Genomic DNA, 15,784 nt, shown 5'->3' with positions numbered 1-15,784 from the left:
AACGCCCCCGCGTCCCGACCGCTCCCGCACCACCCCTTCCGCCTCCGAGGAGACACCGTGACCACCCCGCCGCCCGCCCTGCTCATCACCGGTCATGGAACCCGGGACGAGGCCGGGGCCGAGGCGTTCCGCGACTTACTGCGCGAGCTGCGGCGCCGCCACCCCGGGCTGCCCGTCGGGGGCGGCTTCGCCGAGCCGTTCCGGCCGCCGCTGGGTGAGGCCGTGACCGCGCTGGTGGAGCACGGGGTACGGCGGTTCGTCGTGGTCCCGCTGGCCCCGGAGGCCGCCGGGCGCGCCGAGGCGGATGTGCGGGCGGCGCTGGACCGCGTACGGGAGCGGCACCCGGAGGTGTCGTACGGGCACGGCCGTCCCCCGGGCCCGCGTCCCGCGCTGCTGGGCCTGCTGGAGCGGCGGGTGGAGGAGGCGCTGGGGTCGCCCGCGCCGCGGACCCCGGGCGACCGGGCCGATGTGACCGTCCTGCTCGTCGGGTACGGCTCCACGGACCCCGCCGCCAACGCCGAGGTGCACCGGGCGGCCCGGCTGCTGTGGGAGGGGCGCGGGTACGCGGGGGTGGAGACGGCGTTCGTGTCGATGGCGGCGCCGGACGTGCCGAGCGGTCTCGACCGGTGTGTGCGGCTGGGCGCGCGGCGCATCGTCGTCCTGCCGTACTTCCCGCTCGACGGCGCCCTCGCGGACCGGGTGCGGCAGCAGACCGAGGGCTGGGCTGCCGCGCGTCCGGAGATCGGGGTACGGTCGGCCGATGTCGTCGGACCGGAGCCGGAGCTGCTCGATCTGATCGTGGGGCGGTACCGGGAGGCGCTGGAGGGCGGCCCGCACCCGCACCGCGATTCCCCCGGCTCCCCCGATCCCACCGACTCCTCCGTCGCCGGCGGCACTCCGCACGGCGGCGGGAACAGCCCGGGGCTGCCACGGCAGCCGCAGACCCGTCCGGACGACGACGGCCACCACGGTCACGATCATCACCTCTGGGGACACACGCACTCCCATGCACACTGAATCCGACTCCGGGAGCGGGCACGGCCTGCGGAACACGGGACACGACCTGACCGACCCGGGCCATGACCTGCGGCACCACGGCGACGCCGAGGTGCGGGACGACGGGGCGAGGCTCACCGACCTCGCCGTGAACGTCCGGTCCGACACACCGCCCGCCTGGCTGCGGGAGCGCATAGCCGGGTCGCTGACCGGGCTGGCCGCCTACCCCGACGGACGGGCCGCCCGGGCGGCGGTGGCGGCCCGGCACGGACTGCCGGCCGAGCGGGTCCTGCTCACGGCGGGCGCCGCCGAGGCGTTCGTGCTGCTCGCGCGCGCCCTGAGGGTTCGTCATCCGGTGGTCGTGCACCCGCAGTTCACCGAGCCCGAGGCCGCGCTGCGGGACGCCGGGCACACCGTGGACCGGGTGCTGCTGCGGGAGTCGGACGGCTTCCGGCTGGACCCGGCGGCCGTGCCGGAGGACGCGGACCTGGTGGTCGTGGGCAACCCGACCAATCCGACGTCGGTGCTGCACCCGGCGGAGTCCCTCGCCCGGCTCGCCCGGCCGGGGCGGACGCTGGTGGTCGACGAGGCGTTCATGGACGCGGTGCCGGGTGAGCGCGAGGCGCTGGCCGGGCGGACGGACGTGCCCGGCCTCGTCGTCCTGCGCAGCCTCACCAAGACCTGGGGGCTGGCCGGGCTGCGGATCGGTTACGTCCTCGCCGCGCCCGGGACGATCACCGAGCTGGAGCGCGCCCAGCCGCTGTGGCCGGTGTCGACGCCGGCCCTCGCGGCGGCCGAGGCGTGCGTCTCGGAGCGGGCGCTGGCGGAGGCCGCCGAGGCGGCCGCGCGCGTCGTCGCCGACCGGGCCCATCTGGTCGCCGGACTGCGGGAGTTCGCCCCCGACGGGCTGGCCGTGGTCGAGCCCGCCGAGGGCCCGTTCGTGCTGATCCGGCTGCCCCGCGCGACCGCCGTACGACGGCATCTGCGCAGCCTCGGCTTCGCCGTCCGCCGCGGGGACACCTTCCCGGGGCTGGACGACGCGTGGCTGCGCCTGGCGGTCCGCGACCGGACCACGGTCAACGGCTTCCTCCAGGCGCTGGACCGGGCGATGACGCTGGCGGACCGCTGAGCGGAGGGGCTCAGCGGTCCGCCGGCCGAACCGGTCGGACGGCTCGGGTGTGTCACGGCCTCGGGCCGGTCGGGGCGGGCACCGCGCGGGTCAGCACTGCGAGCTGTGCTTGCAGTGCATCTTGACGCCCATCTTGTGGTTGAAGTCCTGCCACTTGCCGCGCGCGAACGACCTGTTGACGCTGTCCGGGACGGAGGGCTTGGCGACGTGGGCCCAGACGTGGAGCATCAGGTAGCCGGTCTTCTTTTCGTTGTAGAACTGGAAGTTGACCCGGGAGCCGGCGCCGTCGAAGTGGCCCTTCTGCGCGATGAAGTACCAGCCGTTCTTCATGCCCTTCGTGTAGAACTTCACCGGCGCGTTCCGACAGCCGAAGGGCCCGGCCGCGCAGGCCTTCAGGTTGATCAGCTGACCTTCCTTGGGGTACTTCTTCGGCGCGTTCTTCACCGGGAAGGTGCAGTTGAAGCACCTCTTCAGCTCCTGCATCGGCTCACTGGCCTTCCAGGGGCGGCCGATGTACTTGGCGTTGTTGGGCTTCACGTGGAAGCGCCAGTCGTAGAGCTTGCGGAGCTTCACGGCGGCCGCGGCCCCGGTGTCCTTCTCGGCGACCGCCGCCGGGGCCTTCCTGGCGACGGCGGAGCCGCCTTGGGCGGACGCCGCGCCGGCGGGGGCGAGGACCGCGAGCATGGCGGCCCCCGCGACCGCCAGGTTCGAGAGGGTGCGGAGGAGGGGGGAACGGGTGAACACTGGTCTCCCTGGTGTCGGACGGACGTCTGGGACGGACGTGTGGTGCGTCACCAAGCTAGGGAGTTCGCTGATCCCCCGACATTGTCACTTCGGGCACTGCCCGTCGGGGAGCCTCAGCGGGGCCGCCCGTACGGCGTCTCATCCTTCCGGACGGACTCACGGGTGCCGTCCGGGAAGCGGATGTCCACGTCTCCGTCGGCGTCGACCCCGGCGCTCGCGCCGGTGTGCGGGGTGTGCGGGTCGCCGCTGAGCAGGACCAGGGTGACCAGGAGCGACTGACCGCCGGGCGCCGTGCGGCCTTCGAGGACGGGCGTCGCCGAGTGGTGTCCGTAGGCGTTCGTCCCGGCTGCCGACACGACCGTGCCGGGGCCGTCGCCCCAGCCGTGCAGGCCCACGAGCGCGCTGGTCAGGCCGTCCGCGCGACGGGCCAGTGCCCAGCCCGGCCCGGACGTCCCCTCGGGCGGCCCGTCGTCGGCCACGGCCCAGCCCCCTTCCCGTACGGGCGTGCCGGCCGGGGCGTGGACGCGGTGCACCCGCACCTCCCACGGGCCGTGCACCACGCTCACGGTCTCGATCCCTTCGCCGTCCGCGCCGCCGTACCGGGACGCGGCGCGGCGGCCCTCGGCGCCCAGGGGACGGATCCGGCCCCGTGGGGAGGGGGTGCCGTCGGGTGCGAGCAGGGCGAGGTGGTTGTCGGGGCCCGCCGGGGTCTCCGGTGCCGTGGCGCTGGAGTAGGCGAGCCGGGCGTAGTGCGGGCTGTCGTCGGCGGTGGCGGGCGGGGGCGGCAACCGGTCGCTGCCGTGGTTGACGAGGCGTACGAGGCCGTCGGCGGCGGTGGTGTGCAGCAGCCAGCCGGGGCCGGGCAGGGCGAGCGTGGTGTCGTCGGTGTCGATCGGCGCGGGCTCCTCCGGCGCGGTCCACACGGGGTGGCTCTCGGGCAGGAGCAGGCCGAGGAAGGCCTTGCTCGCCCAGTACGGGGAGGCGGGGCCCGAGTAGCGCTGGGTGACGGGGAGGAAGGGCCGGTACCAGCCCAGGGTGAGCAGGCCCCGCTCGTCGGGCACCCCCCGTTCCGCGAAGTGCCGCAGGGCACCGGAGGCGAGCCGGCGGGTGCGGCCCGGCGGCAGGGGCGTGGCGTCGGCGAGGGCGCCCGCCCACAGCGGGGCGGTGGTCGCGAAACGGTAGGTGAGGGAGCGGCCCTGGTGGAGCGGGCCGCCGTCGGCGCCGAAGAAGTGCTGGTGCGCTGCGAGGAACTCACGCAGCCGCGCCCGGTGCCGGGCCACCGCCGCCGTATCCGCCCGGGGGCCCGCGATCCGCGCCCACAGCACCGGATACAGGTGCAGCGCCCAGCCGTTGTAGTAGTCGAACTTCCGCCCGTCGCCGTCGGTGTACCAGCCGCCGCCCCGGTACCAGTCCTCCAGCCGGGCGAGGCCCGCGTCGATCTCGGCGCGGCTGTGCGGGGCGCCGACCGAGGCGAGGAACTCCTCGGTGATCACCTGGAAGAGGCGCCAGTTGGAGTCGTTGACGTCCGCGCCGACGAACCCACCCAGCCAGTCGGCGACCCGGGCGCGCACCCCGTCGTCGAGCCGGTCCCACAGCCAGGGGCGCGTCTCGTGCAGGGCGATCGCGATCGACGCGGCCTCCACCATGGGCTGCGCCCGGTCCGTGATCGCCGGCCAGCGCTCGTCACCGCCGGCCGGATCGGTCCCGGCGGCGAGCCCCGCCGCGTACCGCTCGATCAACGCGGGCCCGACCCGCCCCCGCGAGCCCGCGATCCGAAAGGCGGCGAGCAGGAAGGACCGCGCGAACCCTTCGAGGCCGTCGGACAACGCCCCCGAATGACTGGCCCGCCCCGGCAGCCGGTACTGCGCGAGGCCCGGCGAGGCGAACGGCTCGATCCCGTCGAGCAGCCGATCGGCGAGCGCCTCCCAGTGGGCTCGGGTCCAGCCGGTGAGGGGGGAGAGAAGAGAGTCGGTGGGCGCAAGCGTCGAGCTGTCGGCGGGTGACATGTGCGGCGCGGTCATACGGGGTCGAAACCTCCGGTGAGTTGTGGGCAGAGAGCAGGGCAGCGCGCCCCTTCAGGGGCGCGGGGAACTGCGCGACCAGCCACGACGGACCCGCACGCGACCTACGGCCGGACCGGCGGAGCCATCGGCGGAGCCATCGGCGGAGCCATCGGCGGAGCCACACTCCGCCGCACGACGATGTGCGTGCCCAGCAGATGGTGGCTCCCCGCCGCCCCCTCCGGATCCCGCAGAGCGATCCGCACCGCCGCCCGCCCCAACTCCTCCGCCGGGGTACGCACCGTCGTGAGCGGCGGATCGAAGTCCTCGGCCAGCGGGATGTCGTTGTACCCGACCACCGAGATGTCGTCGGGAACGCGCAGCCCGGCCGTGGCGATGGCGCGGAGCGCGCCCGCCGCGACCATGTCGTCCCCCGCGAAGACGGCCGTGAACTCCCGTGTCTCCTCCAGCAGTTCGGTCATCGCCCGCAGCCCGGCCGGGCGGCCGAGGCCGCAGTTCACCACCCGCGCGGCCTCGGGCGGCAGCCCGTGCTCCGCGAGCGCGGCCCGGTATCCGGCGACGCGGGCGTCGAGCGCCGTGTTCCCGGGCAGTCCGCCGAGGAAGACGATCCGGCGGTGCCCGGCGGACAGCAGGTGCCCGGTGATCGCCCGCGCCCCCGCCTCGTTGTCGAACTCGACGACGAGTGCCGGTATCCCCGGGTCGGGAGCCGGGCGTCCGCACAGCACGAGCCGGGCGCCGGAGGCGTCCAGGGCCTGCGCGTACTGGGCGACGCGGGAGCGGTACGCGTCGTCCTCGACGACCCCGCCGACGAGGATCACCAGCCGTGCCCCCTCCTCCCGCATCAGCCGGACGAAGTCCATCTCGCGCTGCGGGTCTCCGCCGGTCGCGCCGACCACGCACAGCCAGCCCCGGTCGGCGGCCTCCGCCTCCACGCCCTCGGCGACCTGGGCGTAGAAGGGGCTGGTGACCTGGCGGACGACGACGGCGGCCATCTTGCGGCCGCCGCCGACGAGGGCACGGGCGTGCGCGTTGGCGACGTAGTCGAGTTCGCGGGCGGCGCGCAGGACGCGGGCCCGGGTGGCGGCGGGCACCGGATGGTTGCCGCTGAGGGCGCGGGAGGCGGTGGCCGTCGACACGCCCGCCCGCACGGCGACCTCACGGATCGTGATCCGGCCCCTGGCCGCCGGGTCCTTGGGCTCGCTCTCCTCGGCGCCCCGGGTTCCGGGGTCCGGCTTCCGCCGTGCCGGGGCCTTGAGTTCGGTCTCCTCGGGCGCCATGTCGTTCCCCATCCCCCGCGTCTCCTGTTCCGCCGCCGCCGGCCGCAGGCCGTCGCTCATGTGTTGGCCGCGTAGTCCTTCGCGAACTCCTCGGCCATTCTGTCGCCGCCCCGCTGCCGCCACGTCTTCACGGTCGTGTCCCATTCCGAGAGCGGGAGGCGCCCGGCGACGATGCCGGTGACCGTGTCGTCGACGAGGGCCTTGAGGGTGGCGCCCTGGGCGTTGAAGGTGGCGGACTGCAGCCCGTAGGAGGCGTTGCGGACGGCGTGCGGCACGACCTTCCGCTGCCAGGCGTGCAGGGCCCGTACGGCGTCGGGCATGCCCGGCACGAAGAGCACCTGGGGGCCTTCGGCGAGGTACTTCAGCGGCAGGTTGGTGTTGTTCTCGACCTCGCCGAGCTTCGTGGTCTCGGGCGAGCCGTCGCTGCCCCGGGTGAAGTGGACGCCCTCGACGCCGTGGTGGACGAGTTCCCACTCCTTGGTACCGAAGGGCGCGGCGAGGAAGTCGAGGACGCGCAGCATCAGCTCGACGCGCTCCTTCTTCGCCTTCTTCAGGATGGTGTAGCCGAAGGAGCGACGGGCGGCGACGACTCCGCCGGGCGTGCCGTCGACGCTGTACGGCAATGCGGCGGCCGGGGTGAACTTGCCCTTGGAGTCCTGGTACTTGGGCAGATAGGCGCCGAAGCCGTCCTGCATGGAGCCGACGGTGCCGTTGAGGAAGAGGCTGCTCAGGTCGATCTGGGAGACCGAGGTCGCGTCCGGGTAGTAGGAGCCGTTCTCGCGCAGCCGGGCGCGGAAGGCGATCGACGCCTTGTAGCGCTCGTCCGCGTACCCCGGCACGAAGACGCCGTCCTTGGTGACGGACCAGTCCTGGGGCGCGTTGTGGGCGGCGGAGTGGAAGCCGTTGCCGAAGCCGGACCCCTGGGCGGCACCGAGGGCGTACGTCCTGCCGCGGGTGGCCTGCCGGGCGACGGCGGCGAAGTCCTCCGCGGTCCAGCCCTCCTCCATGCCCGCGCCCGCGAACATGGCCTGGTTGAGCCAGAGCGTGGAGCCGGGCAGCGGGCGTTCCAGGGGGATGCCGTAGATCCGGCCGCCGATACGGCCCATGTCCCGCCAGGCGTGGCCGGGGATGTTGGCGAGGTTGGGGTAGTCGGTGACGGCGTCGCCCGACAGGTACGGGGTGAGGTCCTCGCCGCGGGTCCGCACGAACTGGGCCTCGCGGGGCACGGTCAGCCCGGTGAACATGTTGATGATGTCGGGAAGGCTGTCGGCGTCGCCCGCCATGACCGTGGCCATCTTCTTCTGGTAGTCGGCCTGGGAAATGATCGTGTAGTCGATCTTCACGCCGAGTGCCTTCTCGACGGCCGCCCAGAATCTGTTGGACGAGGCCGGTTTGGGCGGTGTGCCGAAGGACACCGTCATGACCTTGATCGTGGACCCGTCGCCCGGGGTGCGGGACACGGACTGTGTCAGCTCGGCCGGGTAGGAGGTGTATCCGGCCTGGACCCCTTCCGCGGTGGCGGCGAGGTCCGGCTTCGGGGCCTTGGCCGTGGGCCGGTACGTGGGCCAGGGGGCCAGCTTCTTGCCGGCGTTGGAGACGTCGCTGTCACGGCTGCCGGAGGAGGAACAGGCGGTCAGCACGCCCGGGACGGAGGCGGCGGCCAGGGAACCGAGCAGAGTACGTCGGGACATGCGGGGCATGGGTGAATCCCTCGTGTCGGCTGGAATCGGCGGGGGTCAGCTCTTGATGGCGCCGGTGAGCACGCCCTTGGTGAAGTACTTCTGGAGGAAGGGGTAGACGAGCAGGATCGGGACGGTGGCGATCACCAGCACCGCCATCTGCACGGTCTGGGGCGCGGTGACCGTGCCCTCGCCGGTCGTCGCGTCGGTGAGCCCGGAACCGGCCACCACATAGGTGCGCAGGACCTGTTGGAGGGGCCAGTGGTCGCTCTCCAGGTACAGCGAGGCGTAGAACCAGGAGTTCCAGTACGCCACCGCGTAGAACAGTCCGACGACGGCGAGCGCGGCCTTGGACAGCGGCAGGACGACGGAGAACAGCACCCGCCAGTCCCCCGCCCCGTCCAGGCGCGCGGCCTCGTACAGCTCCTCGGGGATGCCCTGGAAGAAGCCGCGCAGCACGACGAGGTTGAAGACGTTGACGAGGACGGGCAGCACCAGTGAGGCGTAGCTGTCCAGCAGGCCCAGCTCCTTGACCAGCAGGAAGCTCGGGATCATGCCGGGCGGGAAGAGGAAGGTGAACAGGATGAGCAGCAGCGCCGGCCGGCCGCCGAAGACCCCCGGCCGGGAGAGCGCGTAGGCGAGGGTGACGGTGCAGGCGAGGCTGAGGAGGGTGCCGACGATCGTCACGCCCGCGCTGACGCCGAGGGCGTGGGTGACGATGCCGCCGTCGAGGATGTCGCGGTAGGCGTCGAGGCTGGGTTCGGTGGGCCAGAGGACCCAGCCGCCGTTCGCCACGACCTCGTCGGTGGAGGCGAGGGATGTCGAGACGATGACGAGGAACGGCACACAGACCAGGAGCACGACGGCGGCGAGGGCGACGGCCTTGGCCGCCTGGGTCACCGGCTTCGGCTTCTCCAGCCAGCCGGGCCGGACGGCGGTGCGGGTGCGGACGGCGGTGCGGGTGCGGACGGCGGTGCGGGAGCGTACGGCGGTGCGGGAGCGGGCGCTCACTTGTAGACCCCCTGTTCGCCGAGACGGTGGGCGACCTTGTTGGCGGCGTACACGAGCAGCGCGCCGACGAGGCCCTTGAAGAGGCCTGCGGCGGCGGCGAATCCGTAGTCGCCGCCGACGATGCCCTGGTAGTAGACGAAGGTGTCGATGATCTCGGCGGCCTCCGGGCCGACCGCGTCGCGCTGGAGCAGCATCTGCTCGAAGCCGACGGAGAGGATGTCGCCGAGCCGCATGATGAGCAGCAGCACGATCACCGGGCGGATGGCGGGCAGTGTGACGTGCCAGAAGCGCCGCCAGGGGCCCGCCCCGTCGATCGCGGCTGCCTCGTACTGCTGCTCGTCTACCTGGGCTAGGGCGGCGAGGAAGATGATCGTGCCCCAGCCGGCGTCCTTCCAGATGACCTGGGCGACGGTGAGCGGCCGGAAGGCGTCGGGGTTGCCGATGATGTCGACGGTGCTCAACCCCATGCCGTCGAGGGAGGAGTTGAGCAGTCCGGTGTCGCCGAGCACCTGTTGGAACAGGGCGACGACGATCACCCAGGAGATGAAGTGCGGCAGGTACGCCACCGACTGCACGACGCGGCGGACGGTGCTGAAGGTGAGGCTGTGCAGCAGCAGGGCGAGGCCGAGCGGCACCGGGAAGTAGAAGACGAGCTGGAGGACGGCGATCCAGAGGGTGTTGAGGACGGCCGCCCAGAACGCCCCGTCCTCGAACATGCGCTGGAAGTTGCCGGTGCCGACCCAGGGGCTGCCCCAGATGCCGTCGAACGGCACGTACTCCTTGAACGCGATGAGGTTGCCGGCCAGGGCGCCGTAGTGGAACAGCAGGAAGTAGCCGAGGCCGGGGAGCATGAGCAGGACGAGGGTGCGGGTGCCCCGGATTCTGCCCTTGCTCTGTAAACCTTTTCGTCGCGGTGGCGCACCGTCCGCCCTACGGTGCGCCGACCCGACCTCCTCTGTACCTGTGCGTTCCCGTAGTACAGCGGCCACGGGTCCCCCTCACGTCTCGAAGTCGGAGTGAGGGAAAGTTAAAACGTTTTCAGTAACCGGTCAACAGTTCCGACACAGAAGGGAGTTGGCTCGGCTCAGCCCACGACCCGCCCGTTCAGCACCACCCTCGACGGCGCCCCCAGCACCCGTACGTCCGCGCGGGGGTCCTCGGCGTAGACCACGAGGTCCGCCGGGGCGCCCTCGGTCAGGCCGGGGCGGCCGAGCCAGGCGCGGGCGTGCCAGGTGGTCGCCGCGAGGGCCTCGGCCGGGGGGATGCCGGCGGTGACCAGTTCGGCGACCTCGGCGGCGACCAGACCGTGGGCGAGGGAGCCGCCGGCGTCGGTGCCGACGTACACCGGGATGCCCGCGTCGTGGGCGTTGCGGACGGTGTCGTAGCGGCGTGCGTGGAGGCGGCGCATGTGCGCGGCCCAGTGCGGGAACTTGGCCTCGCCGCCGTCCGCCATGGACGGGAACGTGGCGATGTTCACCAGGGTCGGGACGATCGCGACGCCTCGGGAGGCGAAGAGGGGGATCAGGTCGTCCGTCAGGCCCGTCGCGTGCTCGACGCAGTCGATGCCCGCCTCGACGAGGTCCCGGAGGGAGTCCTCCGCGAAGCAGTGGGCGGTGACGCGGGCGCCGAGCAGGTGGGCCTCCGAGATGGCCGCCTCGACGGCCTCGCGGGGCCAGCAGGCGGTGAGGTCGCCGACGCCCCGGTCGATCCAGTCGCCCACGAGCTTGACCCAGCCGTCGCCGCGCCGGGCCTCCCGGGCGACGTACGCGACCAGGTCCTCCGGCTCGATCTCGTGGGCGAAGCCGCGGATGTAGCGGCGGGTACGGGCGATGTGGCGGCCGGCGCGGATGATGTTCGGCAGGTCGTCGCGGTCGTCGATCCACCGGGTGTCGGAGGGGGAGCCCGCGTCGCGGATCAGGAGGGTGCCCGCGTCGCGGTCGGTGAGGGCCTGCTTCTCCGCGACGTCCTCCGGGACCGGGCCGTGGGGGCCGAGGCCGACGTGACAGTGCGCGTCGACCAGGCCGGGGAGGGCCCAGCCGTCGACGGTACGGACGTCGTCGGCGGCGGCTGGGCGGTCGTAGGAGATGCGGCCGTCGATGATCCAGAGTTCGTCGCGGACGTCCTGCGGACCCACGAGGATCCGGCCCTTCACATGCAGCACCGGCAGATCGTTCATGCCACGCACGATAGTTCTTCGGGCACGGGTCCGTCGTGGCCGGTCGCGCCCACGCGGCGGAGCCGCACATGTCATCGCCCCGAGCCCCCTACGGGGCGCTGTCGTCCTCCTCCACGTTCGCCATCGCCGGGTCCAGCAGGCGGGAGAGGAAGTGGCGGGTTCGCTCGTGCTGCGGATCCCCGATGACCTGGGCCGGGGTGCCGTCCTCGACGATCAAGCCGTCGTCCATGAAGACCACGCGGTCGGCGACCTCCCTCGCGAAGGTCATCTCGTGGGTCACCACCATCATGGTCATGCCGTCCTGGGCGAGCATGCGCATCACCGCCAGGACGTCACCCACCAGTTCCGGGTCGAGCGCCGACGTCGGCTCGTCGAAGAGCATCACCTCGGGGCCCATCGACAGCGCGCGGGCGATCGCCACGCGCTGCTGCTGGCCGCCGGAGAGGGAGGCGGGGTAGGCGCTCGCCTTCTCCGACAGGCCCACCCGGGACAGGTTCTCTACCGCCACCTTCGCCGCCGTCGCCTTGTCCCGCTTGAGGACCCGGCGCTGCGGCAGTGTGAGGTTCTCGGTCACCGTGAGGTGCGGGAAGAGGTTGAACTGCTGGAAGACCATGCCGATACGGCGGCGTACGGCGTCGATGTCGACGTCGGGGTCCGTCAGTTCCGTACCGCCGACGAAGACCTGGCCCTTCGTCGGCTCCTCCAGGAGGTTCACACAGCGCAGCAGCGTCGACTTGCCGGAGCCCGACGGGCCGATGACGCACACCACCTCGCCCCGCCCGATCTCCAGATCGATGCCCTTCAGCACGTCGTTGGCGCCGAAGGACTTGTGCAGGCCCCGGACCTCGATCTCCGCCCTGGTACTCATTTCACGGCCTCCTGGGCCTTCGCCTCCATGCGGCGTACGACGAAGCCGAGCGGAACGGTCACCAGCAGGTAGCACAGGCCGGCGACCAGGATCGGCGTGGAGTTGGCGGTGGTGCTGGCCAGGTCACGGCCGTACTTGGACAGCTCGCGCTCCTCCAGCGTGACGCCGAGGAAGAGGACGAGCGAGGAGTCCTTGAACAGCAGGACCAGTTCGTTGGTGAGCGGCGGCAGGATGATCCGGAACGCCTGCGGAATGATGATCGACACCATCGCGCGGGCGGGCGAGAACCCCAGCGAACGGGCCGCTTCCAGCTGGCCCTTCGGCACCGCCTGGATGCCCGCGCGGATCGTCTCCGCCATGTACGCGGCGGCCACCAGACCGAGCGCGAGCGCGACCTTGCCGTACGTGCCGCCGGGGATCTCCGTGCCGGGGAAGGCCAGCGGCACGGCGACGCCGATGAAGATGAAGATCAGCAGCGCGGGCAGACCCCGGAAGATCTCGATGTACACGCCGGCGAACCAGCGGTACGGGCCCACCGACGACAGCCGCATCAGCGCGATGACCATGCCGAGGACGAGCCCGAACACGAAGCCGGACAGCGTGTAGAGGACGGTGTTCTTCAGTGCCAGCGTGATCACGTCGGGGAACATCTGCTCGGCGATGTCCCACTGGGCGAACTGGTTCTTCAGCCGGGCCCAGTCCGCCGACACCGCGAAGGCGACGACGGCGGCGACGAACAGCGCGTACTGCGCGCCCCGGGAGAGGGTGCGCTTCTGGCTCCGGCTCAGGCCCTTCTTCTTCGGCTGGAGCGCTGTGTCCGTGTCGGTCCCGCTCATGAGGCCGACGGGGAGGCCGAGGCGGCGCTCTCGTCGTACGGGCCGATCCACTGCTCGTACAGGTCCTTGTACGTGCCGTCGGACCTGGCCTCGGCCAGCGCCTTGTTGATGGCCGCGAGGAGCTTGGTGTTGCCCTTCTTGACCGTGAAGCCGTACTCCTCACCGGTGTTGATCTGCTCGGCGACCTCGAACGCGGCGGCGTTCGCCTTGTCCTTCAGCCAGCCCTGGACGACCGGGTAGTCGATGATCACGGCGTCGACCTGCTTGGTCCGCAGGCCGTTGAGGACGGCGTCGGAGGACTCGAAGGAGACCGGGTCGAGGCCCTGGCTCTTGACGTAGTCCTCACCGGTGGTCTGCGCCTGGGTGCCGACCTTCTTGCCCTTGAGGTCCGCGAAGGAACCGATGCCGGCGCTCTTGTCGGCGAGGACGGCCTGGGTGGCCTCGAAGTACGGGTCGGAGAAGTCGACGTTCTTCTTGCGCTCGTCGGTGATCGTCATACCGGCCGCGGCGAGGTCGCACTCGCCGGAGTTCAGGAAGGCGCCCGTCTTGAAGTTCTCGAAGGGGGTGTCCAGGATGTCCTGCTTCACCCCCAGGTCCTCGGCGACGAGGTCGATCAGGGACACGTCGAAGCCCTGGACCTTGCCGTCGATCTCGGACTGGAACGGCGGGTACGGGAGGTGCGTGCAGGTCGTCAGCTGACCGGCCTTCACCAACTCGACCCCGCCGGCCGCGGTCTTGGTGCCGCTGCTGCCGCCGTCGTCCGACGAACAGCCGGCCACGAGCAGCAGTCCGGCCGCGGCGGTGGTGGCGGCGAGGATGCGGGTCCGGCGTCCGGGGACCGAGTTCACGGGGAGACCTCCTGTGGGGAAACTGAGACAACCGATGATAAGGAAATGTTTGGCTCGCTCAAACTATTCCGATGGCTATCGGGCCGTCTGACCTCCGATGTTGGCGATGAGGGCCGCACGGATGCCGTCGGTACCCTCGACACCATCTACCCCGTCGGTGAAGAGAGCACCCCGTGACACACCCGTTTCTGGATCTGGCCCCGCTGAGCGCGTCGCACTTCGCCTCGATCGAGGACCGGGTCGCCCGGCTGCTCTTCACCGAGCAGGACGTCGTGATCACCCAGGGCGAGGCGCTGCTGCCGCTGGAGGGCGCGATCCGCGGGGCCGCCGGGCCCGGCACGACCGCGCTGAACGTGATCACCGGGCCGTACGGGCAGACCTTCGGGAACTGGCTGCGGGACTGCGGGGCGACGGTCGTCGACCTGGCGGTGCCCTTCCACACGGCGGTGACGGCCGGACAGATCCGCGACGCCTTCGCCGAGCACCCGGCGATCGACTTCGTGTCACTGGTCCACGCGGAGGCCGCCACCGGCAACACCAACCCGGTGGCGGAGATCGGCGAGGTCGTCCGCGAGCACGGCGCCCTGTTCTACCTGGACGCGGTGGCCTCCGTCGGGGCGGAGCCGGTCCTGCCGGACGCGTGGGGTGTCGACCTGTGCGTCATCGGGGCGCAGAAGGCGATGGGCGGGCCGGCCGGGGTGTCGGCGATCTCCGTGAGCGAGCGGGCGTGGGCGCGGATGGCGGCCAACCCGCGGGCGCCGCGCCGCTCGTACCTCTCCCTGCTGGACTGGAAGGAGCGCTGGATCGACGGCGGTCGCCGGACGCTGCTGCACGCGCCCGCCCAGCTGGAGATGCTCGCCCTGGAGGCCTGTCTGGAGCGCATCGAGGCGGAGGGGCTCGGGACGGTGATGTCCCGGCACGCGTCCGCCGCCGCGGCGACCCGGGCCGGGGCGCTCGCGCTGGGCGGAGGCCTGGAGCCCTATGTGCGTGAGGCGGCCGACGCGGCACCCGTCGCCACGACCCTGCGGACACCCGCCGGGGTCGACGCCTCGGAGCTGGTCGCCAAGGCGCTGGCCACGGATCCGGCGCTCCCGCTGGCCGCCGGCGGCGGTGCCCTCGCCTCGGAGATGGTCCGCGTGAACCACTACGGCCCCGACGCCACCTCGGGGGTGGTGCACTCCGCCCTCGCGGGGCTGGGCGCGGCCCTGGCGGAGTTCGGCGCGCGCGTCGACCTGGAGGGGGCCCGGCGGGCGGCGACGGCGGCGGCCCGCGCATAGCGGGCCGCTTTCGGCGGGGGAATTGCCAACGGCTTTCCGGCAGAAATGAAGTGGAATTCACAGAATAGAATCCCGTATTCTTCTGCCCGCTCTTCCCCCGCCTAAACGCAAAGGTTTCGCGAACGCCGACGGGGCCGATTCGAGCAGGACTCGTGAGGGTTGCGCACATGTGACCGACTCCACAACGCGCCCGTTTTGTGCGGTAATTTACGGGCGAAACCCACCATACCGACCATGTATCCGCAGGCCCCTCACGCCCGCGTGATAACACGTGAGCGGCTCATGCGTAACCCCGCGCGGCGATGCAATTCGAAATTCCCATGGGTAAATTCAAGCCCCATGACTGCCGCACAAGCAGAACCACTGACGGAAATCGCGGAAGGGATTCGGATCGACCGCCCGGACGTGTCGGACGGCGCGTCGCTGTGGCGCATCGCCGGGGACTCCAAAGCGCTGGACCTGAACTCCTCGTACAGCTATCTGCTGTGGTGCCGGGACTTCGCGGACACCTCGGCGGTGGCGCGGGACGAGTCCGGGGAACCGGTGGGCTTCGTGACCGGGTATGTGCGCCCGGAACGGCCGGACACCCTGCTGGTGTGGCAGGTGGCCGTCGACGAGGCGCACCGGGGGCTCGGGCTCGCGGGCGCGCTGCTGGACGGGCTCACCGCCCGGGTCGCGCGACAGCACCCCCTGACCTGCCTGGAGACCACCATCACGCCCGGCAACACCGCGTCCGAGCGGCTGTTCGCCGCGTACGCCGAACGGCACGGCGCGAGCGTCGAGCGCACGGTCCTGTTCGAGGCGGGGGACTTCCCGGACGGCCCGCACCAGCCCGAGGTGCTCCACCGCATCGGCCCGCTGTCCCCCTGAGGCCGCCGCGCGTCCGGGTCTCCGCCCGCCGGCGGACCCGCCCCCTTCCGCA

The 15,784-nt window shown here is 72.0% G+C and carries 14 protein-coding genes; 4 read left to right on the top strand and 10 right to left on the bottom strand.

Annotation, left to right across the window (positions count from 1 at the left end; translation table 11 throughout):
• Positions 1–57: 57 nt before the first annotated feature.
• Both ACZ52C_RS04390 and cobC read left to right on the top strand, forming a co-directional pair.
• On the top strand, positions 58–1,017 hold the full coding sequence (locus ACZ52C_RS04390) for a sirohydrochlorin chelatase (RefSeq protein WP_469073330.1): 960 nt from the start codon (positions 58–60) through the stop codon (positions 1,015–1,017).
• Positions 1,007–2,125, top strand: coding sequence for an Rv2231c family pyridoxal phosphate-dependent protein CobC (cobC, locus tag ACZ52C_RS04385; RefSeq protein ID WP_469073329.1), 1,119 nt, complete (start codon positions 1,007–1,009; stop codon positions 2,123–2,125). The genes ACZ52C_RS04390 and cobC overlap by 11 nt, the downstream gene beginning before the upstream one ends.
• A 90-nt stretch (positions 2,126–2,215) precedes the next feature.
• On the opposite strand, the gene ACZ52C_RS04380 is transcribed toward cobC, so the two are convergent.
• The 10 genes from ACZ52C_RS04380 to ACZ52C_RS04335 form a co-directional block, all read right to left on the bottom strand.
• Entirely contained in the window at positions 2,216–2,869 is a 654-nt protein-coding gene (locus ACZ52C_RS04380; RefSeq protein ID WP_469073328.1) for a hypothetical protein, read from the bottom strand.
• Between the two features lie 113 nt (positions 2,870–2,982).
• Complete coding sequence (locus ACZ52C_RS04375; protein ID WP_469073327.1) at positions 2,983–4,890, bottom strand: DUF2264 domain-containing protein; 1,908 nt, start codon at positions 4,888–4,890, stop codon at positions 2,983–2,985.
• A gap of 104 nt (positions 4,891–4,994) precedes the next feature.
• Positions 4,995–6,227, bottom strand: coding sequence for a LacI family DNA-binding transcriptional regulator (locus tag ACZ52C_RS04370; RefSeq protein ID WP_469073326.1), 1,233 nt, complete (start codon positions 6,225–6,227; stop codon positions 4,995–4,997).
• The gene (locus tag ACZ52C_RS04365) at positions 6,224–7,867 is read right to left on the bottom strand and encodes a type 2 periplasmic-binding domain-containing protein (protein WP_469073325.1); all 1,644 of its coding nucleotides are present in this window, start codon (positions 7,865–7,867) and stop codon (positions 6,224–6,226) included. The genes ACZ52C_RS04370 and ACZ52C_RS04365 overlap by 4 nt, the downstream gene beginning before the upstream one ends.
• Positions 7,868–7,903: 36 nt before the next feature.
• Positions 7,904–8,764, bottom strand: a complete 861-nt coding sequence (locus ACZ52C_RS04360) for a carbohydrate ABC transporter permease (RefSeq protein ID WP_469073431.1) — start codon at positions 8,762–8,764, stop codon at positions 7,904–7,906.
• An 89-nt stretch (positions 8,765–8,853) separates the two neighbouring features.
• The gene (locus tag ACZ52C_RS04355; protein WP_469073324.1) at positions 8,854–9,708 is read right to left on the bottom strand and encodes an ABC transporter permease; all 855 of its coding nucleotides are present in this window, start codon (positions 9,706–9,708) and stop codon (positions 8,854–8,856) included.
• Positions 9,709–9,941: 233 nt separating this feature from the next.
• The gene (locus tag ACZ52C_RS04350) at positions 9,942–11,033 is read right to left on the bottom strand and encodes an amidohydrolase family protein (RefSeq protein ID WP_469073323.1); all 1,092 of its coding nucleotides are present in this window, start codon (positions 11,031–11,033) and stop codon (positions 9,942–9,944) included.
• 88 nt (positions 11,034–11,121) lie between these two features.
• A complete protein-coding gene (locus tag ACZ52C_RS04345) occupies positions 11,122–11,901 on the bottom strand; it encodes an amino acid ABC transporter ATP-binding protein (RefSeq protein ID WP_469073322.1) in 780 nt (259 codons plus the stop codon).
• Entirely contained in the window at positions 11,898–12,737 is an 840-nt protein-coding gene (locus tag ACZ52C_RS04340) for an amino acid ABC transporter permease (protein ID WP_469073321.1), read from the bottom strand. Before ACZ52C_RS04340 ends, ACZ52C_RS04345 begins: the two co-directional genes overlap by 4 nt.
• On the bottom strand, positions 12,734–13,585 hold the full coding sequence (locus ACZ52C_RS04335; RefSeq protein WP_469073320.1) for a transporter substrate-binding domain-containing protein: 852 nt from the start codon (positions 13,583–13,585) through the stop codon (positions 12,734–12,736). The genes ACZ52C_RS04340 and ACZ52C_RS04335 overlap by 4 nt, the downstream gene beginning before the upstream one ends.
• A 173-nt stretch (positions 13,586–13,758) precedes the next feature.
• Here ACZ52C_RS04335 and ACZ52C_RS04330 point away from each other — a divergent pair, with 173 nt between their 5' ends.
• Positions 13,759–14,862 carry a pyridoxal-phosphate-dependent aminotransferase family protein gene (locus ACZ52C_RS04330; RefSeq protein WP_469073319.1) on the top strand — a complete coding sequence of 368 codons (1,104 nt, stop codon included), beginning with the start codon at positions 13,759–13,761 and terminating at the stop codon, positions 14,860–14,862.
• 339 nt (positions 14,863–15,201) lie between these two features.
• On the top strand, positions 15,202–15,732 hold the full coding sequence (gene ectA, locus ACZ52C_RS04325) for a diaminobutyrate acetyltransferase (protein ID WP_469073318.1): 531 nt from the start codon (positions 15,202–15,204) through the stop codon (positions 15,730–15,732).
• Positions 15,733–15,784 lie beyond the last annotated feature (52 nt).

Source organism: Streptomyces sp. NPDC034049 (genome assembly GCF_055575575.1).
The sequence above is the reverse complement of the archived record's forward strand: the minus strand, read 5'-3'. Positions and strand labels throughout refer to the sequence as shown.